We start from the raw sequence: 22,096 nt of genomic DNA, 5'->3' as shown, positions 1-22,096 counted from the left end.
GGTCACCACTTGTGTCGGCGTGTCGTGTAGGCGTCGTCAGGCTCACCACCCGTGGGCACGCACCGCGGGTCGTGTTCCTGCCCTCTCAGACCTTACCCGGCCGACCCGACGGACCGGGGTGCGGCGCGGCGGCCGGAGGGGGGACGACGACGAGGTCGGCCAACTCCCGCACGTGGGGGTCCGCCCCGATCACGCGCCAGGTCGAACGCCACCCTGCGGCGGCGAGCCGACGGTAGACCCGCCCGGTCGCCGCCTGCAGCTCCGCGTCGCGTTCGTAGCGGTCGCGGACGCGCGCCGGATCGGCGGCCTCCCGGGAGCCCGCGCGCCGTGCCGCCAGCTCCACCGGGGTGTCGAGCAGGATCTGCAGGTCGGGGACGGGCAGCCCGAGCCGGTCGAACTCGAGGGTGCCGATCCACTCGACCACCTCGGACTCGCGGTCCGGACCGAGCCGGGCGGCGGTGTACGCGGCGTTGGAGGCCACGTACCGGTCGAGCAGCACCACGTCGTCGGTGGACCCCAGCTGCGCGAGCTCGCCCAGCGCGGCGTGCCGGTCCATCGCGAACAGCAGTGCCATCGCGTGGGGCGAGTCCGCGGTGCCGGCCTGGCCACCGTGCAGTGCGTCGGCGGCCAGGTCGGCGTGCAGGGTGCCGTACCGGGGGAAGGCCAGGCGGCCGACCGAGAGACCGCGGGAGGCGAGCTCGGCGACGAGCGCCGTCGTCAGCGTGTTCTTCCCCGCGCCGTCGAGACCCTCGACGACCACCAGCCGTGCGACCATCCCCGGCGTCGCTCAGTAGCGGTAGTGGTCGGGCTTGAAGGGGCCCTCGACGTCCACGCCGATGTACTCGGCCTGGTCCTTGGCCAGCGTGGTCAGGGAGCCTCCGAGCGCCTCCACGTGCAGGCGGGCGACCTTCTCGTCGAGGATCTTGGGCAGCAGGTGCACCCCGATCGGGTACTGGTCGGCCTTGGTGAACAGCTCGATCTGGGCGATGACCTGGTCGGAGAAGCTGTTGGACATCACGAACGACGGGTGCCCGGTGGCGTTGCCCAGGTTGAGCAGACGCCCCTCGGACAGCACGATGATCGAGCGGCCGTCGTCGTCGAAGACGAACTCGTCGACCTGCGGCTTGATGTTGATCCGGGTGACGCCCTCGGCGGACTCGAGCCCGGCCATGTCGATCTCGTTGTCGAAGTGGCCGATGTTGCCCAGGATGGCCTTGTTCTTCATCCGCGTCATGTGCTCGAACGTGATGATGTCCTTGTTGCCCGTGGCGGTGATGATGATGTCCGCATCGGCGATGGCCTCGTCCACGGTGACCACGTCGAAGCCGTCCATCAGCGCCTGCAGCGCGTTGATCGGGTCGATCTCGGTGACCTGCACGCGCGCGCCCTGCCCGGCCAGCGCCTCCGCGCAGCCCTTGCCCACGTCGCCGTAACCGCACACCAGGGCCTTCTTGCCGCCGATGAGGGCATCGGTGCCGCGGTTGATGCCGTCCAGCAGCGAGTGGCGGGTGCCGTACTTGTTGTCGAACTTGCTCTTGGTGACCGCGTCGTTGACGTTCATCGCCGGGAACGGCAACACGCCCTCGTTGTGGAAGTGGTACAGGCGGTGGACGCCGGTGGTGGTCTCCTCGGTCACGCCCTGGACCGACTCGGCGATCGCCGTGTACTTGCCCGGGTTGGCCGGAACGGACTCACGCAGCAGCGCGTGGAAGACCTTCTCCTCCGCGGACCAGGCCGAGTCGTCCGAGGGCACGGCGCCGGCCTGCTCGAACTCCTTGCCCTTGATCACGAGCATCGTGGCGTCGCCACCGTCGTCGAGGATCATGTTCGGCTCGGTCTCCGGCCAGGTCATGATCTGCTCGGTGCACCACCAGTACTCGGTGAGCGTCTCGCCCTTCCACGCGAACACCGGCACGCCCCGCGGAGCCTCCGGGGTCCCCTCCGGGCCCACCACGACCGCCGCGGCCGCCTCGTCCTGCGTGGAGAAGATGTTGCACGAGGCCCACCGGACCTCCGCACCCAGCGCGGTCAGCGTCTCGATCAGCACCGCGGTCTGCACCGTCATGTGGATCGACCCCGCGATCCGGGCACCGGCCAGCGGCTGCTCGGCCGCGTACTCCTCACGCAACGCCATCAGACCCGGCATCTCGTGCTCGGCCAGACGGATCTGCTTGCGGCCCGCCTCCGCCAGCGACAGATCCGCCACCTTGAACTCGACACCGTTGACGGACTGAACCTGCAGATCAGCGGACATGTTCCTCGACCAGCTCCTCGTTGACTCGCGAAAGACTTCCGCCCCACACTAGCGGGACGGCCCGCCGGGGTGTCGGCCCCGTCACCCGCCGGCGACGCGGGTCCGGAACACGGTGGCCCCGGCGGTACTGCGCAGACACACCCGGGAGGTCGAGGCCGGTACCCACACGGCCCGCCCGGGCGCGAGGGCCTCGCTCGTCCCGTCGGAGTCCACGACCGCCTCGCCGGAGGTGCACAGAAGCACCTCGGGGCCCTCCGGTCGCCAGGCGGCCGGGTCGCCGTCGGCCGGCACGTCGATGCGCGACAACGCGAAATCGGGTTCGGGCGTGGGGTAGTCGACCTCGCCGGGGATGTCGCGGTCGGCCTCGACCGCCCGGACGGTGGGGTCTGCGAGCGGGCTGAACTCGAGCACCCGCATCAGTTCGGGGACGTCGACGTGCTTGGGGGTCAGGCCGCCGCGCAGGACGTTGTCCGAGTTGGCCATGACCTCCACGCCGACGCCCCGTAGGTAGGCGTGGAGTTGCCCGGGCCCCAGGTAGACGGCCTCACCGGGCTGCAGGATGACCCGGTTGAGCAGCAGCGCGCCCAGGACCCCCGGATCGGTCGGGTACCGCTCGGCGAGTTCGGTGATCGTGGCGGCCACCGGGGACCACGGGCCCTCGACGCCGTGCTCCGTGAGGTAGGACACCGCACAGGTCACCAGGTCGGGCACGACGCCGGCCAGTACGACGTGCGGCATCGTGACGAAGGTGGTGAAGACCGCGCGCAGACCCTCGGCGTCGGGCTGCCCGGCGAGCATGTCCCGGTAGGGCTTCAGGGACGCGACGCCCAGCGCGTCGAGCAGGGCCACCGTGCTCTCCACCGGGCGGAAGCCCACGAGGGCGTGGAACTCGGTGAGCGCGACGAGGATCTCGGGCTTGTGGTTGGCGTCGCGGTAGTTGCGGTCCGCCGCGTCGACGGCGATCCCGCGCGCGTCCTCCGCCGCGAAGCCCTCTCGCGCCTTCTCCGGGGACGGATGGGCCTGGAGCGACAGTGCCTGTTCGGCGGAGAGCAGCTTGACCAGGAACGGCAGTCCCCCGCCGTGCTCGGCCAGCACCCGCGGGCCCAGCTCGCGCTCGGGGTCGGCGGCGATCCGTGCGTCGAGACCACGACCGTCGGAGCACCGCGAGGAGCCGGAGTCGTGCGCGCCGAACCAGTGCTCGGCGACGGGGTGGGGCGCCGGCGAGGTGGTCCCGCACAGCTCGGGAAGCGCGGTCCGGGAGCCCCAGGCGTAGGCCTGGACCACCGGTTCGAGTGCGACCACGGACCTACAGACCTCCGACGAGGAGGTAGGCGGCGGCCAGTTCCGTGCGGGCCATGAGCGCTGCCACCTTTCCGCTCAACGGGGCCGGGGCGTCGCCGGCCGTGTCCCGACCGCGATCGGTGATCCACTCGACATCCGCGAGCGGGCCCGCGGCCAGCCGGACGATCTCCTCGTCCGCGCCCAACACCATACCGACGTACCTGACGGGCAGATCGTCGCGTGGTCCGTCCAGCTCCTCGTCGTGGAACAGGCTCGCCAGCGGATCCGTCGGGGGACGCCCCTGGGCCCGTTCGGCGTGCGCACGCACCGCGTCGGGGACCGAGGACGCGGCCGTGACCCTGCCGGCGTCGCAGAACGCGGCGACCGCGCGGTCACAGTAGGCCGCGGACACCGGGTCCGAGTGGATCCACACGAGCGGGTCACGGCCCGCCACCGATGTCGCGAGCAGCTTCGCCGGGTTGACCGGCGTGGCCAGTTCGGGGCCGAGCCCCTCGAGTTCGATGTCGACGGCGTCGGCGGCGGCGGCCACGTCCAGGCCCTGGGCGCCCAGCGCGGCGAGCACGGCCATCCCGGCCGCCAGGTGCCGCAGCACACCACGGTGGGGCGGCACGTACGGGAGTGGTTCGAGCCACGTGGCGCGGCCGCGGCCGGACTCGGCGACCGGGCCCTCCCGGGGTACGTCCACGATGACGGTCGCGCCGCGGCCGGCGGCGGAGTCGATCGCGGTCACCAGTCGAGGGTCGCCGGCGTCGTCCCCGGAGACGAGGACCACGTCGAGAGCGCCGACCCACGCGGGCAGGGTGCGCGCGAGCACCAGCGGGGGGACGGCGGGGCCGCCGCCGATCTCCGCCAGTGCGGCCACCACGCCGGCCGCGTGGCGTGCGCGGTCGGACCGTCCGGACACCCAGACCACCGCGCGCGGACGAAACCGGTCGAGGGCGTCGAGCGCCCCACCGTCCACCGCGGTGGCCACGGTGCGCAGCTGGGCTCCCGCCATCGACGCGTGGAGCAGGGCCCCCGTGGCGTCGGCCGCGCGCAGCGACTCGGAGTCGTCGAGATCGACCCGTCCCGCCCCGGTGTCGCTGGTCAGGTCAGGCACGGACGATCGCGAGGACCTCGTCGACCACCGCGGCGACGCCCTCCCTGGTCGGCGCCTCGGCGTTGAGGCGCAGCAGCGGCTCGGTGTTCGAGGCGCGGAGGTTGAACCACGACCCGTCACCGAGGTCCACGGTCACACCGTCGAGCCGGTCGATGGACTCGGCCCGGTCTGAGAACGCCGCGAGGACCGCCTCCATGCGCTCGGTCTGCGCCTCGGCGGAATCCAGCGTGGAGTTGATCTCCCCGGAGGCGGCGTACCGGGTGTACTCGGCCATGAGCGCCGACAGGGTCCCGTCCTGCCCGCCCAGCGCCGCCAGGACGTGCATCGCGGCGAGCATGCCCGAGTCGGCGCCCCAGAAATCGCGGAAGTAGTAGTGCGCCGAGTGCTCCCCTCCGAAGACGGCACCGGTGTCGGCCATCTGCGCCTTGATGAAGCTGTGCCCGACCCGGGTACGGACGGCGACGCCGCCCTTCTCCTCGACGAGCTCCGGGACGGCCCGGGACGTGATGAGGTTGTAGATGATCGAGGCGCCCGGGTCCTTGGCCAGCTCACGCTCGGCGACGAGGGCGGTGATGGCCGACGGCGCGACCGGCTCGCCGCGCTCGTCCACCACGAAGCACCGGTCGGCGTCGCCGTCGAACGCCAGGCCGATGTCGGCCCCGCTCTCCCTGACGAGGGCCTGCAGGTCGACGATGTTGGCCGGCTCCAGCGGGTTCGCCTCGTGGTTGGGGAAGTTGCCGTCGAGCTCGAAGTACAGCGGCACGATCTCGAGCGGCAGACCGCCCAGGACGGCCGGCACGGTGTGGCCACCCATCCCGTTGCCGGCGTCCACCGCCACCGTGAGCGGGCGGATGCCCGACAGGTCGACCAGTCCGCGCAGATACTCGCCGTAGCCGTCCAGGACGTCCCGCTCGGTGGCGGTGCCGGCCTCGCCGTCGTGGGCGGGGACCCCCTCGATGACCTCGTCCGCGATGGTCCGCAGGCCGGACTCCTGCCCGACCGGCTTGGCGCCGGGGCGACACAGTTTGATGCCGTTGTAGGCGGCGGGGTTGTGGCTGGCGGTGAACATGGCACCGGGGCAGTCGAGTGAACCGGAGGCGAAGTAGAGCTGGTCGGTCGAGGCCAGGCCGATGGTCACCACGTCCAGTCCCTGGGCGGTCACCCCGTCGGCGAAGGCGGCGGACAGGCCCGGGGACGAGTCCCGCATGTCGTGGCCGATCACCACGGTGCCGGCACCCTCCGAACGCATGAGGCGGGCGAACGACGCCCCGACCTCGCGGACGAAATCCTCATCGATCTGTTCGCCGACGACACCACGGACGTCGTACGCCTTGATGACTGCTCGGACGGACTCGGCGCTACGTGCCACGTGTTGCTCCAGGGGTGTGAGACGGGTCGGTCGGTGTTCTGCCTGACCCTACCCGCGCCGTACTGGCGGCGGACCGACCTCGTGGCCCGCGGCTCAGCGGGGGGCGGGGCCCGGCTCCGGTCGGCCGTCACCGGACCCGCCGGCCCCGGCGTCGGGCGCGGTGGCCATGTCCGGCACGACCCGCAGGTGGGGACGTCCGGTCGCGCCGGGGGAACCGGTGGCGGGGCCGGACCCTTCCTCCGTGCGGCTCCGTGCGTCGTCGAGGACCGGCCCGGGATCGGAGACCCCGAGACGGCGCAGGCGATCGGCGTCGACCAGGGCGGCGCCGGTCCTGCGTCCGCCGACCGGGCCGCCGGTGACCGCGTCGAGCAACGCCGTGAGGTCCGAGTCCTCGGCCGAGGTGTCGATGTCCGGGTGGCGCACCAGGTCCCAGCCCCGGGGGGCGGTGATGCGCAGTGCGTGGGCCGCGCAGAGATCCCAGGCGTGCGGCTCGCGGACCGCGGGCAGCGGACCGATGACGGCCGTGGAGTCCGCATAGACGTAGGTGAGCGTGGCAACCGCGCGGTTGGGACATCCCGGACGGCAGCAACGACGGTTCTCACTCACGAGGCCCCAGGGTAGTCCCGCACCCGGGGCGGAGGGGCCGCGACCCGCCCACGCCGGTTCGACGCACCCGCCACGAGCGGGGTTATCCTCGCGCCATGACCCCCACCGCCCCGGTACCCGGCCGACCGCCCACCGGCACCGCGATCCCCGGTGCCGGCCAGAGCGACGTGTGCGCCGGCAGCCGGATCTCGGTCCGAGATTTCCCCGGGGACCCGGGGCGTCGCGGCCCGCGTGTGGTCACCTCCCGGCGGGCGGACCGACGCGGGCACGGCCCCCGCGGCCCGATCCTGCCCCCGGAGGTGCCGAGGTGGCGCAGCCGGTCGGCCGAGTTCGACGCCGCCGCGCTCGAGGCGTTCGCGGAGATCGACCAGCACTGGCACTCCCGACTGGTGCATCTGGACCTCGCGGTCGACATGGTGCCCCGCATGCGACTGCGTCCCGGCGAGACGTGGCCCGAGGAGGTCGTGGCCGACGGCGACGTCCCGCTCGCCCGCCTGGTGCCAGCGGGCGTCGACCGCTCGGGGCAGCCGACCCGGGCGCGGCTGGTGTTGTTCCGCAAGCCCCTGTCCCGGCGCGCGCCGGACAGCGATGACCTGCGGGACCTCATCTACTCCGTGCTGGTCGAACTGGTCTCCCAGCACTTGGAACTCTCCCCCGACGAGGTCGAGGCCGGCCCCGACGAGAACTGACCGCCCGGTACGGGGCGGTCAGGGGTGGGAGGTGGCGCCGGAAGACGGGGCCGGGTGACGGGCTGGGATGACCCGCACGCGGCTCACATGACGGCGTCGCGCTTGATGCGCCGCCGCTCACGCTCGGACAGCCCGCCCCAGATGCCGAAGCGCTCGTCATTGGCCAGCGCGTACTCGAGGCACTCGGCCTTGACCTCGCAGCCGGTGCAGATCTTCTTGGCCTCGCGGGTCGACCCGCCCTTCTCCGGGAAGAACGCCTCGGGATCGGTCTGCGCGCACAGAGCCCGTTCCTGCCAGCTCTCCTGCTCGTCCTCGACGAACAGGCCGGAGACACCGAGGTCGACCAGGGCCAGCTCGGGTCCCGCGACGGTGCGTGACTGTCGATCCACGGTCATCCCTTCGTGTTGCATGTTCGTGCGCGATGGTCCGCGTCGGAGTGCCCGTCGCTGACACGGCCGAGGGAGCCCTGCCGGATCGCGGATTGTCTGATGTCTGTGCGATGTTTACCGTCACCCACCAGGGAATGACACACCTGTGATTACACACATGCAAGCCGCGTAGGTCAAGCGAAATCGGGGATACCTACCATTTTCCCCACCCGCCGCGGCCGGTGACACGCCGCCCCGATTGTGGCGTGGGACACGTCCCCGGCGCGCCCGCCACCCTCCCGGACCGGGCCTGTCCGGCCCACCGGCGCAGCGTCGCACGCACCGTCACTACTCTCGTCCGTGTGAAGATCTGTGTTCTGGCCGGCGGCGTCGGTGGCGCCCGTTTCCTGCTCGGCGCCCGCCGACTACTCGGACTGGACGCCGAGTCCGCCCGAGCGGGTTCGCCGCATCGTATCGACGCGGTGGTCAACGTCGGCGACGACGCCTGGATGCACGGGGTCCGCATCTGCCCCGACCTCGACACCTGCATGTACACCCTCGGCGGCGGCATCGACCCCGAGCGCGGCTGGGGCCACGCCGGGGAGACGTGGAACTGCCGGGACGAACTCGCGGCATACGGCGTGCAGCCCGACTGGTTCGGGCTGGGCGACAAGGATCTGGCCACCCACCTGGTGCGCACGCAGATGCTCGACGCCGGCTACCGGCTCACCCACGTCACCGAGGCGCTGTCGACCCGCTGGTCCCCCGGCGTGCGCCTGCTGCCCGTGACCGACGACCGCTGCGAGACGCACGTGGTCGTGACCGGCGGCACGGCCGACGACGGGACCGGCGCGGGCGACGCGGCGACCCCCGGCGACGGCCCTGACGCGGACGCCCCCGGCCCGCGGGCGATCCACTTCCAGGAGTGGTGGGTCAAGCACCGGGCGCAACTGACGCCTTCCGGCTTCGTGCAGGTCGGCGCCGATGCCGCCACGCCGACCCCGGAGACGCTCGAGGCGATCGAGACGGCCGACCTCGTCGTCGTCGCCCCCTCCAACCCCGTGGTCTCCGTCGGCGCGATCCTCGCGGTGCCCGGGATCCGCGCCGCGCTGCGGTCCACCCCCGCCCCCGTGGTGGGCATCAGCCCGGTGATCGGCGGGGCGGTGCTGCGCGGCATGGCCGACACGTGCCTCACGGCGATCGGAGTCGAGACCTCCGCGACGGCCGTGGCGCGCCACTACGGCGCCCGCTCCGGCACCGGCCTGCTCGACGGCTGGCTCGTGGCCCCGGGCGACGCGCCCGCCGACGGCTCCGGCGCGGTCGACGGCGTCGCGATCCGGGAGGTCCCGCTGCTCATGACCGACCCCGACGCCACCGCGGACATGGTCGCCGCCGCGATCGACCTGGCCGGCCTTGAGGTCCCCGCCCGGACCGACCGATGACCGACGGCGCGCTCCCCGAGATCCGCCGCTGGACCGTCGAACACGCCGCGCCCGCGGACGTCGTCATGTGGGCACCCGACGGCCTGCCCGAGTTCCGGCCCGGTGACGACCTCGCGCGCGCCCTCGCCGACGCGCTCACCGCCGACCGGCACGGCCTCGTCGACGGCGACGTGGTGGTGCTGACCTCCAAGGTGCTGTCCAAGACCGAGGGGCGGATCGTTCCCGCCCCCACCGACCCGGACGAGCGCGACGCCCTGCGCCGGCGGCTCGTGGACGCCGAGTCGGTCCGCGTGGTCGCGCGCGTCAACCGCACGCTCATCACGGAGAACCGGCTGGGGATCGTCCAGGCCGCCGCCGGGGTCGACGGCTCCAACGTCGAGGCCCGCGAGCTCGCGCTGCTCCCCGAGGATCCTGACGCCTCCGCCGCCGCGCTCGCCCGCGAACTCCGACGCCTCACCGGCGCGCGCGTCGCCGTCGTCGTCACCGACACGATGGGGCGGGCCTGGCGCACCGGCCAGATCGACATGGCCATCGGCGCCGCCGGACTGCGGGTGTCGGTGGGGTACGACGGCGCCGTGGACCGCCAGGGCAACGAACTGTTGGTGACCGACGTCGCCGTGGCCGACGAGATCGCGTCAGCGGCGGACCTGGTCAAGGGCAAGCTCGGGGCGCGACCGGTCGCCGTGGTGCGCGGGATCGGGCACCTGCTGCTGGACGACGGTCACGACAACGGCGACGACGACGACACCAACAACGACGACGACGAGGTGGACGTCCCCCGGCGGGCCCGTGACCTGGTCAGGGACGGGTCCTCGGACCTGTTCCGGTTGGGCACCGCCGAAGCGGTGGCGCTGGGGCGGCGGGAGGCCGTTCCCGCCCGTCGCTCGGTGCGACGGTTCTCCGACGAGTCCGTCGACGCGGACCTACTGGCCGGCGCCGTGGCGGATGCGCTCACCGCCCCCGCACCGCACCACTCCACGCCCGTCCGGTTCGTGCGCGTCGCGGGCCGCGCGCGCATGCGGCTGCTGGACGCCCTGCGCGCGGACTGGGAACGCGACCTGCGCGCCGACGGGCACACCGGCGAGATCCTGGCCCGTCGACTCGGGCGCGGTGACCTGCTGCGCACCTGCCCCGAGCTGATCCTGCCGTTCGTCGACGACGACGCCGGTGCACACGACTACCCGGACGCCCGCCGGGCCGCCTGCGAGGAGACCATGTTCACCGTCGCCGGAGGTGCCGCGGTGCAGTCGCTGCTGGTGGCGCTCGCCGCGCGCGGCCTGGGCTCGTGCTGGGTGGGGTCGACGATCTTCGCCGCCGACACCACCCGCCGCGAACTGGGGTTGCCGGGCTCGTGGCGGCCGCTCGGCGCGGTCGCGGTGGGCGTGCCCGCCGAGACGGTCCCGCCACGGGAGCCGCGGCCGGCAGGCGACGCCTACCTGACGGTCGAGTGAGTCGGTAGCCGCCATGAGCGCCACCTATCCGATGTCGCGCCACCTGCCGGATCCGATGGGTGGCGAGACATCGGATGGGTGGCGAAGGCCGGCCGGGCCTACATGTCGGTGGAGTAGCGGATCCCGCCGTCGGGGATCTGCACCCCCGGCCACACGCGGGCACCGCGCAGGAGCTCGCAGCGCGCACCGATGTCGGCGCCGTCACCGATCACGCCGTCCCGGATGAGCGCCCGGTGGCCAATTCTCGCGCCGAATCCGACGATCGAACGCTCGACCGTCGCCCCGGCCTCGATGCGGGCACCGTCGAAGACGACCGCGCCGTCCAGTCTGGCCCCGGCCCCGATCTCCGCGCCGCGCCCCACGACGGTCCCGCCGACCAGGACGGCGCCCGCCCCGATCCCGGCACCCTCGTGGACCAGGGACTCCCCCGCGTGGCCGTCGAGCGCCGGCGACGGAGCGATGCCGCGGACCAGGTCCGCCGAGCCGCGCACGAAGTCCTCCGGCGTGCCCATGTCCCGCCAGTAGGCGGAGTCGACGAACCCGTAGACGCGCCGGCCCTCACTGAGCAACTGGGGGAAGGTCTCACGCTCGACCGACACCGGCTGGCCCTCGGGGATCTGCTCGATGAGCTCACGGCGGAACACGTAGCAGCCGGCGTTGATCTGGTCGGTCGGCGGATCCTGGGTCTTCTCCAGAAAGTCCTGGACGCGCCCGTCGTCGTCGGTGGTGACGCAGCCGAACGCGCGCGGATCGGAGACGCGGACCAGGTGCATCGTCAGGTCGGCGTTCTTCTCGCGGTGCAGGGCGAGGATTTCCCGCAGGTCGGTCCCGCCGAGGACGTCGCCGTTGAACACCATGACCGTCGAGGCGGTGAGCTCGGACAGGACGTTGCGGATGCCGCCGCCGGTGCCCAGGGGTTCGCTCTCCACGACGTAGGAGATGTCCAGGTCCAGGGCCGACCCGTCGCCAAAGTACTCCTCGAAGACCTCGGCCTTGAAGGAGGTCCCCAGCACGACGCGCCGGATGCCGGCCGCCCGGATCCGGGAGAGCAGGTGGGTCAGGAAGGGCAGGCCCGCGGTGGGCAGCATCGGCTTGGGCGCCGAGATCGTCAGGGGCCTGAGCCGGGTGCCCTTGCCGCCGACCAGCACCACCGCCTCGGTGTCCGCGATCAGGTCGTCGTCGGCGGTGGCACTCCCGGGGGTCGTCGAGGTCACGGTGAAGGCTCCTGCTGTCGAAAGGGCCGCGGGCGGGGGCGCGCTCGCCCCGCTCCGGTGGCCGGTGGATGGGTCTCGGTTCCGGGGTGTCGGGCTCAGCCCGCGGCGCGCCGGGCGGACCGGATCGCCAGGCGACACCGCAACTCCAGGCCCGCTCTGAGCGCCCAGCGTATCGGTGCCTGCCAGGCGTGTGGGTGCCTGTCCGCCTGGAACAGGTACGCGCTGCGGTGGTGCGCCCGGAGGGTGAACTCCGGCACCGCGTTCGCAGCGTGACCCTGGTCGTGGTGGATGACGGCGGCGGGCACGTAGACGTTCTGCCACCCGGCCCTGCCGAGACGGTCGCCCAGGTCGATGTCCTCGAGGTACATGAAATACCGCTCGTCGAACCCGCCCAGGGCATCGAACGCCGCCCGGCGCAGCAGCAGGCACGAACCCGACAGCCACCCGGCGGCCCGCTCGGTCTCCATGTCCGCGTCGTCGAGGTATCCCGCCGTCCACGGGTTCCGCGGCCACACCTGGCCGAGCAGGGCGTGGCCGATCCCCGCGCCCAGACGTGGCACCGCCCGGGCGGACGGGTACACGGACCCGTCGGTCTCGGAGATCCGCGGGCCGAACGCGGCGGCCCGCGGCCAGCGTGCGGCGGCGGCGAGGAGCTCGTCCACCGACCCGGGTTCGAAGGTCACGTCCGGGTTGACCACCAGGACGAACTCCTGGTCGAAATCCTCCGGCCGGCCAGCGATCAGCGTCACCGCCCGGTTGATGGCGGTGCCGTACCCCAGGTTGTCGCCCGTGGGGAAGAACTCGGCGAACCCGTACTCCGCCGCGACCTCCTCCGGCACCCCGTCCGTCGACCCGTTGTCCGCCATCACCAGGCCGACCTGCCGGGTCGTGGCCGCGGGGAGGGTCTCGACGAAGCTGCGGAGGTGGTCGCCCGGCGAGTACGTCACCGTCACGACGGGTAGTCGGGTCGTCACGCGAAACACCCTACGACGCACCCCACGGATTCCGACGCCCGGCGCGCGGCGCGGTACCGTTGATCATCATCGGCGGCCTCGAGCGGCCCTACTCGACGACAAGGACGGTGGATGAGCGCCGAGCTGCCAGCGACTCCCCGTCGTGCCCCCGGCCGGGCACGGAGACGGCGTCACGCCACCCCGGCCCGCCCGGTCGCGTACCGGGTCGGTCGCGTCGTGGCCGCCCTCGTCTCCGCCCTGTGTCTCCTGGTCACCGGCGTCGGGTGGACCCTGTTCAACGGACTCAGCTCGGACCTGACCTCCGCCGGCGGTCTCGACGTGGGTGACGGTGGCCTCGACGGCGCCGTCGACATCCTTCTGGTGGGCACGGACAACCGGACCGACGCGCAGGGCAACCCCCTCAGCCAAGAGGAACTGGCCACGATCCGGACCGGCGAGGAGGAGGGCGAGAACACCGACACGATCCTGCTCATCAGGATCCCCGAGGACGGCAGTTCCGCCACCGCGATCTCCATCCCCCGCGACGTCTACGTGGAGACCAACTCGGTCGGCGGGAGCAAGATCAACGGCGTCTACGCCGCGAACAAGGAGGCCCATCTCGAGCGTGCCGTCGCGTCCGACCCGGACGGTGGACTGACCGAGGAGGACCAGCGCGCCGCGGTCAAGGCCGGGCGCAACGGCCTCATCGGCGCCGTCGAGGATCTCACCGGCGTCCAGGCCGACCACTACGCCGAGATCGGCCTCCTGGGGTTCGTACTGCTCACCGACGCGGTCGGCGGCGTTCCCGTCTGCCTCAACGAGCCGGTCGACGAGCCGCTGTCGGGCGCGAACTTCCGTGCCGGCGTCCAGACGGTCTCCGGATCGGACGCCCTGAGCTTCGTGCGCCAACGCCATGACCTGCCCGCGGGCGACCTCGACCGGATCGTCCGTCAGCAGGTGTTCATGTCCCAGCTGGTCAAGAAGATCCTCTCCGCCGGCACCCTGGCCGACCCCTCGAAACTCGGTGCGCTGGTCGACGCCGCCAAGCGGTCCTTCGTCATCGACGAGAACTGGGACTTCGTCGACTTCGCCATGAAGCTCCAGGACATCAGCGGCGGCAACGTCCGATTCGAGACCATCCCGGTCACCAGCATCGACTCGTTCACCGAGTGGGGCGAGTCCATCGTCACCGCCGACCCCGCCGAGGTGTCGGAGTTCGTGGCCGGTTTCGCCAGCACCGAGGATCGGGAAGCGGACGCCGACGCCACCACCGATCCGGAGCAGACCCCCACCGACGCGCCGGGGCCGGACCCCGCCGAGGTGACGGTCTCCGTGGTCAACACCACCGCGATCGACGGTCTGGCCGCGCAGGTCTCCGGAGCCCTCACCGAACTCGGCTACACCGCAGGCGACCTGCTCACCGACCCGGCCGCCGCCTACACCTCGCACGTCGCCGCAGCCTCCGCCGACGACGACGCCGCCTTTGCCGTATCGGAGGCCCTCGGCGGCCTGCCCGTGCAGGTCGACCCAGCGCTGCCCGACGGCTCCGTCCGCGTCGTCCTGGCCGAGGACTACAGTGGCCCCACCGGCAACGCCGCCGGCACCGAGTCCTACTCCCCCACCACCTCCTCCTATGCGCCGCTGCCGCCGTCCATCGCGGATCGCCCGACCTTCGACGCCGGCTCGGACGTGCCCTGCGTCAACTGACCGACTGCGCCCACCGACCGACTGCGCCCACTGACCGACCACCACCCGGGAGGCCCAGAGTGACCACCGCCGCCGACACCGTCCTGCAGCCGCTCCTCGCACTCGACCCGGGAACCCCCATGGTCACCCACTACAACCAGGCCGCCCCGTCACGAGTGGAACTGTCTGTCACCTCCACCGCGAACTGGGCCGCGAAGATCGCCGGACTCCTGCGCGACGAACTCGGGGTGGTGCCGCGCGACGTGATCGTGTGCGACCTGCCCGCGCACTGGCTCACCGCGGGCGTCCTCCTCGGCGCCTGGTGGGCGGGCGCCGAGGTGAGCACAGGGGCCGCGGACGACGCCGTCGCCGTCGTCACCGTCCCCGACCGCCTCGCCAGCCACCCCACCGACATCGAGACCCTCCTCATGACCACCGACCCGATGGGCCGCCCGCTGGCGGCCGCCGGCGTCGAGGTCCCCGCGGGCGTCACCGACCTCGCCGAGGCCTGCCGCATCCACCCGGACGCGTTCGTGCCCTCCGGCGGGGGCCCGCTCGCCCTCGACGGCGCTCCGCTGTCCGAGCTGGCCGACCCCGCCCTTGCGGGCCGCGCCCTCGTGGCGGGCTCCGATCGCGACGACGTGGTGCAGGTCCTGGCCCGGGTGTTCGCCTCCGGAGGCACGGCGGTGCTCGTCACGGGAGCAGACGCGGACGACCCCGCGGTCGCCGACGTGGCGGCCACCGAACGCACCACGCTCACCCTCTGACCGCCCGGCGCCCGCGACACGCGCCCCAACGACGCCGCGACCCAGCGCCCCAGCGACGCGGAAATCCGCTACTCCGATTCCGGATCCGCTCCCCTGATGCGGGTAGCAGATCCGGAATCGGAGTAGCGGATTCGTGGAGGGTGTACCGGTCAGCGGGCCGGCGGCACGGGCATCAGGCCAGGATCTGACGCGCCATGACCATGCGGTTGATCTGGTTGGTGCCCTCGTAGATCTGGGTGATCTTGGCGTCGCGCATCATGCGCTCGACCGGGAAGTCACGCGTGTACCCGGCACCGCCGAACAGCTGCACGACGTTGGTGGTGACCTCCATCGCGACATCCGAGGCGAAGGTCTTGGACGCCGCGGCCATGAAGCCCAGCTTCTCCCCACCGGGCGCGGAGCCGCGCTCGGCGTTCGCGGCGGCCGTGTAGACCATCAGACGCGAGGCCTGCACCTTCATCGCCATGTCGGCCAGCATGAACTGCGTGTTCTGGAAGTCCGAGATCGCGCGGCCGAACTGCTTGCGCTCCTTGGTGTAGGCGATCGCCGCGTCCAGGGCGCCCTGCGCGATACCGACGGCCTGCGCGCCGATGGTCGGGCGGGTGTGGTCGAGGGTCTGCAGGGCGGTCTTGAAGCCGGTGCCCGGCGCGCCGATGATCCGGTCGCCCGGGATGCGGACGTTCTCGAAGTACAGCTCCGCGGTGGGCGAACCCTTGATGCCGAGCTTCTTCTCGGTCTTGGACACGCCGAAGCCCTCGTCGTCGGCGTGGACCATGAACGCGGAGATCCCGCCGGCACCCTTCTCGGGGTCCGTCACGGCCATAACGGTGTACCAGGTCGACTTGCCGCCGTTGGTGATCCACGCCTTGCTGCCGTTGAGGATCCAGTCGTCGCCGTCCTGGCGAGCGCGGGTGCGCATGGCTGCCGCGTCGGAGCCGGCCTCGCGCTCGGACAGCGCGTAGGAGGCCATCTTGCCCTCGGCGATCTCGGGAAGGACCTTCTGCTTGAGCTCCTCCCCACCGGCCAGGATCAGGCCCATGGTGCCGAGCTTGTTGACGGCGGGGATCAGCGAGGACGACCCACAGACGCGGGCGACCTCCTCGATCACGATGCACGCCGCCACGGAGTCCGCGCCCTGCCCGCCGTACTCCTCCGGCACGTGGACCGCGTTGAAACCCGAGGCGTTGAGCGCGTCGAGGGCCTCCTGGGGGAACCGCTCGTCCTCGTCGACGGCCGCGGCGTGGGGCTCGATCTCCTTCTCCGACAGGGCTCGGATCGCGGCCCGGAGCTCTTCGTGCTCCTCCGCCGGGCGGTACAGGTCGAAGTCGGGGTTACCGGACATATGCGGGCCTCCATAAGGGATTCGTCGGTGCTGATCGCGCGGCGGGCGCCGGCCAGGTTCTCGCGGAGGGGCCGCTGACGTTCGTCGGCCGCCAGTATCGCCGCGGGAGACGCGAGGCCGCGTCCGGCCCTTCAAATTACCAGCCGGAAGTCGGCCCCCGTCGGCGCCGTCGGCCCCGCCGCGCCCCCGCGGTGGCGATCAGCCGAGCAGTTGTCGGCGCAGGGCCTCGTCCTTGCGCTCGACCATCGCCTCCAGCTCGGCCTGGAACGCCTCCATCCGCTCGCGCAGGGCGGGGTCGGAGGCGGCGAGGATCCGCACCGCGAGCAGACCCGCGTTTCGCGCCCCGCCGATCGACACGGTGGCCACCGGGACACCGGCGGGCATCTGCACGATCGACAGCAGGGAATCCATGCCGTCCAGGTGCTTGAGCGGCACGGGGACACCGATGACCGGCAGCGGCGTGGCCGAGGCGACCATCCCCGGGAGGTGCGCGGCGCCGCCCGCACCCGCGATCACCACGCGGACGCCCCGGCCGGCCGCCGAGTGGGCGTAGTCGAGCATCTTCTGCGGGGTGCGGTGTGCCGAGACCACCCCGACCTCGAAGGTGATCCCGAACTCGGCGAGTGCCTCCGCCGCTGCCTCCATGGTGGGCCAGTCGGAGTCGCTGCCCATGATCAGACCGACCTGCGGCCCGCCGTGTCGCTCGGTCATCCCGTCGCCTTTCCTCAGTGTGGTGCGCTCAGCGTTCCGGTGGTGCGCTCAGCGTTCGAAGTCTCCGGCCGGCGCCCCCGAGTGGGGGTCCCAGCCGTCGGCCCACTCCCCGTGGGAGAGCCAGTGGGCCGCGAGTTCCGCGACCGCGCGGACGGATGCCACCTGGTCCGCGTCGTCCGGGTCAACACCCGGGTCGGCCAGGACGTTGACGTGGCCGATCTTGCGGCCGTGCCGCTCCGACTTGCCGTAGAGGTGCACCTTCGCGTGCGGGAACCGCGCGGCGAGGTGGTGGACGCGCTCGTCCATGCTCATCTCCGGCGTCTCGGGAGCGCCGAGGACGTTGGCCATCACGGTGAGGGGCGCGGTCGGGACGGTGGAGCCGAGCGGGTAGTCGAGTACCGCCCGCAGGTGCTGCTCGAACTGGCTGGTGGTGGCCCCGTCCATCGTCCAGTGGCCGGAGTTGTGGGGTCGCATCGCGAGCTCGTTGACCAGTACTCCCGGGCGACCGTCCGAGCCGATCACCTCGAACAGCTCCACGGCCATCACGCCGGTCACGTCGAGGTGCTCGGCCAATCGCAACGCGGTGGCCTGCACGGCCGAGCGCAGGTCGTCGGGCAGCCCGGGGGCGGGCGCGATCGCCACCGAGCAGATCCCGTCACGCTGGACGGTCTCGACGACCGGCCACACCGCCCCCTGCCCGAACGGGGACCGGGCCACCATCGCGGACAGCTCCCGGGTCCACGGGACGCGGGCCTCGGCCATCATCGGCACCCCGGCGGCGAGCTGCTCGTCGGCGATCCGCTCGGCTTCCTCCAGCGAGCCCGGCATCCAGACGCCCCGACCGTCGTACCCGCCCCGCGCGGCCTTGAGGACGATGTTCCCGTCCTGTTCGTCGTGGAAACGTCGGACGTCGGCGAGCGAGTCCACGCCGGTGAACGGCGGGACAGGGGCGCCGATCTCCGCGAGCGCGCGCCGCATGACCAACTTGTCCTGGGCGTGGATGAGCGCGGATGCACGGGGACGCACGGCGACCCCGGCGGATTCCAGCTCGAGCAGGATCTGCGGGGGCACGTGTTCGTGGTCGAAGGTCATCACGTCGGCGCCCTCCGCGGCGGCGCGGACGGCGTCGGGATCATCGTGCGCGCCGATCACCACATCCGGCGTGACCTGGGCGGCCGGGTCCTGCGGGTCGGCGGCGAGCACGCGGAGCGTCTGGCCGAGGGCGACGGCCGCCTGGTGGGTCATGCGGGCGAGTTGTCCCCCGCCGATCATCGCCACGACGGGCGTGCCGAGGGGATTGCGGCGGATGCGCGAGTCGTCGTTCACGTCGCCCATGGTCTCACGCGGGGCGGGGTCGTCACCGCCGCCCCGGGAGCCCCCAGCGGAACCGTGGCGCCGCGGCGACCGGAGCGGGCGGGGGCGGGGGTGGCAGTCGCATGAGCTCGTCGTAGACGGCGGCGTGGACGCGGGCGACCTCCGGGACGTGGTCGATCTCCACCGGCGGCAGGTGACCGAGCTCGAGGATCAGGCATCCCGTGCCCAGGGCGCGGTCGGTGAGGGTGTGGCGGAACCTGACGGCGCTGATCCTGCGCAGCGGCACGTCCACGCACCGCCGGGAGGACCCGGCCGGCCGGTAGAGCACCCTCTCGTCGGTCACCACGAGGTCGGTCCGTGCCCACCGGGTCAGGGGCCAGAGCCCGAACCGGAGGAAGACCAGGGCGTACAGCACCGCGACCATGGCCCAGGTCGCCGTACGGTCCCCGGCGTGGACCACCTGTACCTCGATGAAGCCGCCGGCGATCCCCGCGAGACCGGCCCCGACCACCGTGACCAGGGCCGGGCGGACGAGGGCGCGCCAGTGCGGGTGGGTGTGGACGATGAGCGTCTCCCCTGGCGCGAGGACCGATCGGATGAAACCCACGGCTCAGCCGCCCCACCGACCGCCGACGCCACGGACGTGGGTGACGTCGCCGGCGGCGACGGCGAACTCACCGTCGGGGTCGACGACGACGAGGCGGCCGTCGCGGTCGACCCTGTCCGCGCGCCCGGTCCGCACGACGTCCCCGGGTAGCTCGACCCTCACCTCGGCGCCGACGGTGGAGCAGGCCTCGGTGTAGGTCGTCATGAGCAGGTCCGAAACGGTCGATCCGCTCCCGCGCTCGCACTCGCCCCACTGGCGGTGGCGCAGGGCCAGCGCCTCCAGGACGGCGCGGGCCACGCGGTCCCGGTCACCGGACCCGCCGGCCAGCGCCAGCGAGGTGGCGTGGGGTACCGGTAGCTGCTCGCGGGTGAGTGAGACGTTGATGCCCACCCCCACCACCACGGCCGGCAGCCGGACGGGGAAGTCCCCGCCGCCCGGGACGGTGGTCATCTCGGCGAGGATGCCGGCGATCTTGCGCCCGTCCACCAGGACGTCGTTCGGCCACTTGAGCGTCGCGTCGACGCCACCGGCCTCCCGCAGCCCGTCCCTCACCGCGAGACCGGTGACGAGGGGCAGCCATCCGAAGAGGGTCGGCGAGATCGCTCCGGGGCGCAACAGGACGCTCACGGCGACCTGCGTGCGCGGCGGGGCGGTCCACACGCGACCGAGGCGACCGCGACCGGACGCCTGGTGCTCGGCCAGCAACACGCTGCGGTCCGGGGCACCCCCGGCCGCGCGGGAGATCAACTCGGCGTTCGTCGAACCGATGTCGTCGACGACGTCGAGCGACGAGTACGGCGCGTCCGGGCCCTCCACCAGAGCGCGACGGAGCGCGTCGGCGTCCAACCTGGGCGGGGTCTCGGTACCTGGATCTGCGTGCACGACCCCCAGCGTATGTGGCCGCTCGGACATCGGTCGGGGTCGCCGCCGGGGGATGTACGCCGGGTCACGTCGCCACGGAGGCGGGTCACTGGTTAGAGTCTTGCAACATGACGACTGCCTCAGAACCGGACGTGAACTCGGCTCTGTCTAACGACGTACCGACGGCATCCGCGACCCCCGACATCCACACGACCGCCGGGAAGCTGTCCGAGCTGCGTCGGCGCCTCGACGAGGCCCGGGCCCCGATGGGGCAGGCCGCGGTGGACAAAACCCACGACAAGGGCCTGATGACGGCCCGCGAGCGCATCGAGAACCTTCTCGACCCGGGCTCGTTCGTCGAGATCGACGCCCTGGCCCGCCACCGGGCCACGACGTTCGGTCTCGCCGAGCGCCGGCCGCTGGGCGACGGTGTCATCACCGGCTACGGCACGATCGACGGCCGGAGCGTCTGCGTCTTCTCGCAGGACGCCACCGTCTTCGGCGGGTCGCTGGGCGAGGTCTACGGCGAGAAGATCGTCAAGGTCATGGATCTGGCCCTCAAGACCGGCCGTCCGATGATCGGCATCAACCACGGCGCCGGCGCCCGGATCCAGGAGGGCGTCGTCTCGCTCGGCCTGTACGGCGAGATCTTCCACCGCAACGTGCTCTCCTCGGGTGTCATCCCGCAGGTCTCCCTGATCATGGGCCCGTCGGCCGGCGGCCACGTCTACTCCCCCGCCCTCACCGACTTCACCGTGATGGTCGACAAGACGTCGCAGATGTTCGTGACGGGCCCCGACGTCATCAAGACCGTCACCGGCGAGGAGGTCTCGCAGGAGGAACTCGGCGGCGCCACCACGCACATGACCAAGTCGGGCGTGTCCCACTACACCGCCAGTGACGAGCAGGACGCCCTGGACTTCGTCAAGGACCTGCTCTCCTACCTCCCGAGCAACAACCGTGCCGAGGCCCCGCGGTTCCCGTTCCCCGTCGCCGAGGGTGCGATCGAGGACAATCTCACTCTCGAGGACCACGATCTCGACACGATCATCCCCGACTCCTCCAACAGCCCGTACGACATGCACGAGGTCATCTCGCACATCGTCGACGACGGCGAGTTCCTGGAGATCCAGGGCCAGTACGCGATGAACGTCATCGTCGGCTACGGCCGCATCGAGGGCCGCAGCGTGGGCGTGGTGGCCAACCAGCCCACCCAGTTCGCCGGCTGCCTGGACATCAAGGCCTCCGAGAAGGCCGCCCGCTTCGTCCGCACCTGCGACGCGTTCAACATCCCCATCCTCACGCTGGTCGACGTACCGGGCTTCCTGCCCGGGACCGGCCAGGAGTTCGACGGGATCATCCGCCGCGGCGCCAAGCTGCTCTACGCCTACGGCGAGGCCACCGTCGGCAAGGTCACCGTCATCACCCGCAAGGCCTACGGTGGCGCATACGACGTCATGGGGTCCAAGCACATGGGTGCCGACATCAACCTCGCGTGGCCGACCGCCGAGATCGCCGTCATGGGCGCCTCCGGAGCCGTCGGCTTCGTCTACCGCGACCAGCTCAAGCAGGCCGCGGCCAACGGCGAGGACGTCGACGCCCTCCGGCTCAAGCTCCAGGCCGAGTACGAGGACACGCTCGTCAACCCGTACGTCGCCGCCGAGCGTGGCTACGTCGACGCGGTCATCCCGCCCTCGCACACCCGCCTGCAGGTCGCCCAGGCACTGCGGCTGCTCGACCGCAAGGTCGTCGAGGTGCCGGCCAAGAAGCACGGGAACATCCCGCTGTGACCGCCGAGCAGCAGCAGGACCCCGCCGGTCAGCCGGAGAAGCCGTTCTTCGAGATCGTGGGCGGCAACCCCACTCCCACGGAGGTGGGCATCCTGTCCGCGGTCTTCGCGACCGCGCAGGGGAACGCCGCGCACGCGAGCGAACACGACACCGGCGTCAAGGACGACTGGGGATCCTACGAGGACCGCCTGCGTCCGCCGTTCGGATACAGCCCGAGCTCGTTCCTCAACCGCCGCCAGTACTGAGCGCAGAGGACCGACCACACCACGAG

Annotated in this window: 21 protein-coding genes; 7 read left to right on the top strand and 14 right to left on the bottom strand. The window is 72.1% G+C overall.

Features of this window, described 5'->3' with window-relative positions; genetic code table 11:
- Window positions 1-85: 85 nt before the first annotated feature.
- From NR111_RS03660 to NR111_RS03635, 6 genes are all read right to left on the bottom strand, one after another.
- Window positions 86-775 carry a dTMP kinase gene (locus tag NR111_RS03660; protein ID WP_256819906.1) on the bottom strand — a complete coding sequence of 230 codons (690 nt, stop codon included), beginning with the start codon at window positions 773-775 and terminating at the stop codon, window positions 86-88.
- A gap of 12 nt (window positions 776-787) precedes the next feature.
- A complete protein-coding gene (ahcY, locus tag NR111_RS03655; RefSeq protein WP_069388700.1) occupies window positions 788-2,254 on the bottom strand; it encodes an adenosylhomocysteinase in 1,467 nt (488 codons plus the stop codon).
- A gap of 81 nt (window positions 2,255-2,335) precedes the next feature.
- On the bottom strand, window positions 2,336-3,556 hold the full coding sequence (gene manA, locus NR111_RS03650) for a mannose-6-phosphate isomerase, class I (protein ID WP_256819904.1): 1,221 nt from the start codon (window positions 3,554-3,556) through the stop codon (window positions 2,336-2,338).
- 4 nt (window positions 3,557-3,560) lie between these two features.
- The gene (locus tag NR111_RS03645; RefSeq protein WP_206474565.1) at window positions 3,561-4,655 is read right to left on the bottom strand and encodes a hypothetical protein; all 1,095 of its coding nucleotides are present in this window, start codon (window positions 4,653-4,655) and stop codon (window positions 3,561-3,563) included.
- Window positions 4,648-6,024 (bottom strand): phosphomannomutase/phosphoglucomutase, encoded by a 1,377-nt coding sequence (locus NR111_RS03640; protein WP_206474563.1) that lies wholly within the window; start codon window positions 6,022-6,024, stop codon window positions 4,648-4,650. The genes NR111_RS03645 and NR111_RS03640 overlap by 8 nt, the downstream gene beginning before the upstream one ends.
- A 93-nt stretch (window positions 6,025-6,117) precedes the next feature.
- Complete coding sequence (locus NR111_RS03635; protein WP_206474561.1) at window positions 6,118-6,630, bottom strand: DUF3499 domain-containing protein; 513 nt, start codon at window positions 6,628-6,630, stop codon at window positions 6,118-6,120.
- Between the two features lie 167 nt (window positions 6,631-6,797).
- Here NR111_RS03635 and NR111_RS03630 point away from each other — a divergent pair, with 167 nt between their 5' ends.
- On the top strand, window positions 6,798-7,319 hold the full coding sequence (locus NR111_RS03630) for a metallopeptidase family protein (protein WP_307872458.1): 522 nt from the start codon (window positions 6,798-6,800) through the stop codon (window positions 7,317-7,319).
- Window positions 7,320-7,402: 83 nt separating this feature from the next.
- Here the strand turns inward: NR111_RS03630 and NR111_RS03625 are convergent, their stop codons facing one another.
- Window positions 7,403-7,714: a WhiB family transcriptional regulator gene (locus NR111_RS03625; RefSeq protein WP_067712264.1), complete on the bottom strand. Its 312-nt coding sequence runs from the start codon at window positions 7,712-7,714 to the stop codon at window positions 7,403-7,405.
- Window positions 7,715-8,049: 335 nt separating this feature from the next.
- Here NR111_RS03625 and NR111_RS03620 point away from each other — a divergent pair, with 335 nt between their 5' ends.
- Together NR111_RS03620 and NR111_RS03615 are read left to right on the top strand one after the other, a co-directional pair.
- Window positions 8,050-9,129 (top strand): 2-phospho-L-lactate transferase CofD family protein, encoded by a 1,080-nt coding sequence (locus NR111_RS03620; protein WP_067712261.1) that lies wholly within the window; start codon window positions 8,050-8,052, stop codon window positions 9,127-9,129.
- A complete protein-coding gene (locus NR111_RS03615; protein ID WP_256819903.1) occupies window positions 9,126-10,580 on the top strand; it encodes a coenzyme F420-0:L-glutamate ligase in 1,455 nt (484 codons plus the stop codon). Before NR111_RS03620 ends, NR111_RS03615 begins: the two co-directional genes overlap by 4 nt.
- 98 nt (window positions 10,581-10,678) lie before the next feature.
- Here NR111_RS03615 and NR111_RS03610 read toward each other — a convergent pair whose 3' ends face one another.
- Both NR111_RS03610 and NR111_RS03605 read right to left on the bottom strand, forming a co-directional pair.
- Window positions 10,679-11,794 (bottom strand): NDP-sugar synthase, encoded by a 1,116-nt coding sequence (locus NR111_RS03610; RefSeq protein ID WP_256819902.1) that lies wholly within the window; start codon window positions 11,792-11,794, stop codon window positions 10,679-10,681.
- 95 nt (window positions 11,795-11,889) lie between these two features.
- Entirely contained in the window at window positions 11,890-12,768 is an 879-nt protein-coding gene (locus tag NR111_RS03605) for a glycosyltransferase family 2 protein (protein WP_119191966.1), read from the bottom strand.
- A gap of 111 nt (window positions 12,769-12,879) precedes the next feature.
- Here NR111_RS03605 and NR111_RS03600 point away from each other — a divergent pair, with 111 nt between their 5' ends.
- Window positions 12,880-14,454 (top strand): LCP family protein, encoded by a 1,575-nt coding sequence (locus NR111_RS03600; RefSeq protein ID WP_256819901.1) that lies wholly within the window; start codon window positions 12,880-12,882, stop codon window positions 14,452-14,454.
- Window positions 14,455-14,513: 59 nt separating this feature from the next.
- Complete coding sequence (locus NR111_RS03595) at window positions 14,514-15,200, top strand: TIGR03089 family protein (RefSeq protein ID WP_256819900.1); 687 nt, start codon at window positions 14,514-14,516, stop codon at window positions 15,198-15,200.
- A 172-nt stretch (window positions 15,201-15,372) separates the two neighbouring features.
- Here NR111_RS03595 and NR111_RS03590 read toward each other — a convergent pair whose 3' ends face one another.
- The 5 genes from NR111_RS03590 to NR111_RS03570 form a co-directional block, all read right to left on the bottom strand.
- Entirely contained in the window at window positions 15,373-16,542 is a 1,170-nt protein-coding gene (locus NR111_RS03590; RefSeq protein WP_206474556.1) for an acyl-CoA dehydrogenase family protein, read from the bottom strand.
- A gap of 198 nt (window positions 16,543-16,740) precedes the next feature.
- Window positions 16,741-17,253, bottom strand: a complete 513-nt coding sequence (purE, locus tag NR111_RS03585; protein ID WP_154830301.1) for a 5-(carboxyamino)imidazole ribonucleotide mutase — start codon at window positions 17,251-17,253, stop codon at window positions 16,741-16,743.
- A gap of 48 nt (window positions 17,254-17,301) precedes the next feature.
- Window positions 17,302-18,588, bottom strand: a complete 1,287-nt coding sequence (locus NR111_RS03580) for a 5-(carboxyamino)imidazole ribonucleotide synthase (RefSeq protein WP_206474555.1) — start codon at window positions 18,586-18,588, stop codon at window positions 17,302-17,304.
- A gap of 22 nt (window positions 18,589-18,610) precedes the next feature.
- Window positions 18,611-19,174 (bottom strand): PH domain-containing protein, encoded by a 564-nt coding sequence (locus tag NR111_RS03575; protein ID WP_132063711.1) that lies wholly within the window; start codon window positions 19,172-19,174, stop codon window positions 18,611-18,613.
- Between the two features lie 3 nt (window positions 19,175-19,177).
- Entirely contained in the window at window positions 19,178-20,086 is a 909-nt protein-coding gene (locus tag NR111_RS03570) for a biotin--[acetyl-CoA-carboxylase] ligase (RefSeq protein WP_256819898.1), read from the bottom strand.
- 77 nt (window positions 20,087-20,163) lie between these two features.
- Here NR111_RS03570 and NR111_RS03565 point away from each other — a divergent pair, with 77 nt between their 5' ends.
- Entirely contained in the window at window positions 20,164-21,825 is a 1,662-nt protein-coding gene (locus tag NR111_RS03565; RefSeq protein WP_067712234.1) for an acyl-CoA carboxylase subunit beta, read from the top strand.
- On the top strand, window positions 21,822-22,070 hold the full coding sequence (locus NR111_RS03560; protein WP_154830305.1) for an acyl-CoA carboxylase subunit epsilon: 249 nt from the start codon (window positions 21,822-21,824) through the stop codon (window positions 22,068-22,070). The genes NR111_RS03565 and NR111_RS03560 overlap by 4 nt, the downstream gene beginning before the upstream one ends.
- Window positions 22,071-22,096 lie beyond the last annotated feature (26 nt).

The organism is Dietzia sp. Die43 (assembly GCF_024519835.1).
Classification (GTDB): Bacteria; Actinomycetota; Actinomycetes; order Mycobacteriales; family Mycobacteriaceae; genus Dietzia; species Dietzia kunjamensis.
This window is presented reverse-complemented; position numbering and strand designations above follow the sequence as displayed.

What these genes read in the sequence shown, in the direction of transcription:
- ahcY (WP_069388700.1), bottom strand. Translation starts at nt 2,254, where the DNA reads ATGTCCGCTGATCTGCAGGTTCAGTCCGTCAACGGTGTCGAGTTCAAG.
- NR111_RS03570 (WP_256819898.1), bottom strand. Translation starts at nt 20,086, where the DNA reads ATGTCCGAGCGGCCACATACGCTGGGGGTCGTGCACGCAGATCCAGGT.
- NR111_RS03590 (WP_206474556.1), bottom strand. Translation starts at nt 16,542, where the DNA reads ATGTCCGGTAACCCCGACTTCGACCTGTACCGCCCGGCGGAGGAGCAC.
- NR111_RS03660 (WP_256819906.1), bottom strand. Translation starts at nt 775, where the DNA reads ATGGTCGCACGGCTGGTGGTCGTCGAGGGTCTCGACGGCGCGGGGAAG.
- purE (WP_154830301.1), bottom strand. Translation starts at nt 17,253, where the DNA reads ATGACCGAGCGACACGGCGGGCCGCAGGTCGGTCTGATCATGGGCAGC.
- NR111_RS03565 (WP_067712234.1), top strand. Translation starts at nt 20,164, where the DNA reads ATGACGACTGCCTCAGAACCGGACGTGAACTCGGCTCTGTCTAACGAC.
- NR111_RS03600 (WP_256819901.1), top strand. Translation starts at nt 12,880, where the DNA reads ATGAGCGCCGAGCTGCCAGCGACTCCCCGTCGTGCCCCCGGCCGGGCA.
- NR111_RS03615 (WP_256819903.1), top strand. Translation starts at nt 9,126, where the DNA reads ATGACCGACGGCGCGCTCCCCGAGATCCGCCGCTGGACCGTCGAACAC.
- NR111_RS03580 (WP_206474555.1), bottom strand. Translation starts at nt 18,588, where the DNA reads ATGGGCGACGTGAACGACGACTCGCGCATCCGCCGCAATCCCCTCGGC.
- NR111_RS03625 (WP_067712264.1), bottom strand. Translation starts at nt 7,714, where the DNA reads ATGACCGTGGATCGACAGTCACGCACCGTCGCGGGACCCGAGCTGGCC.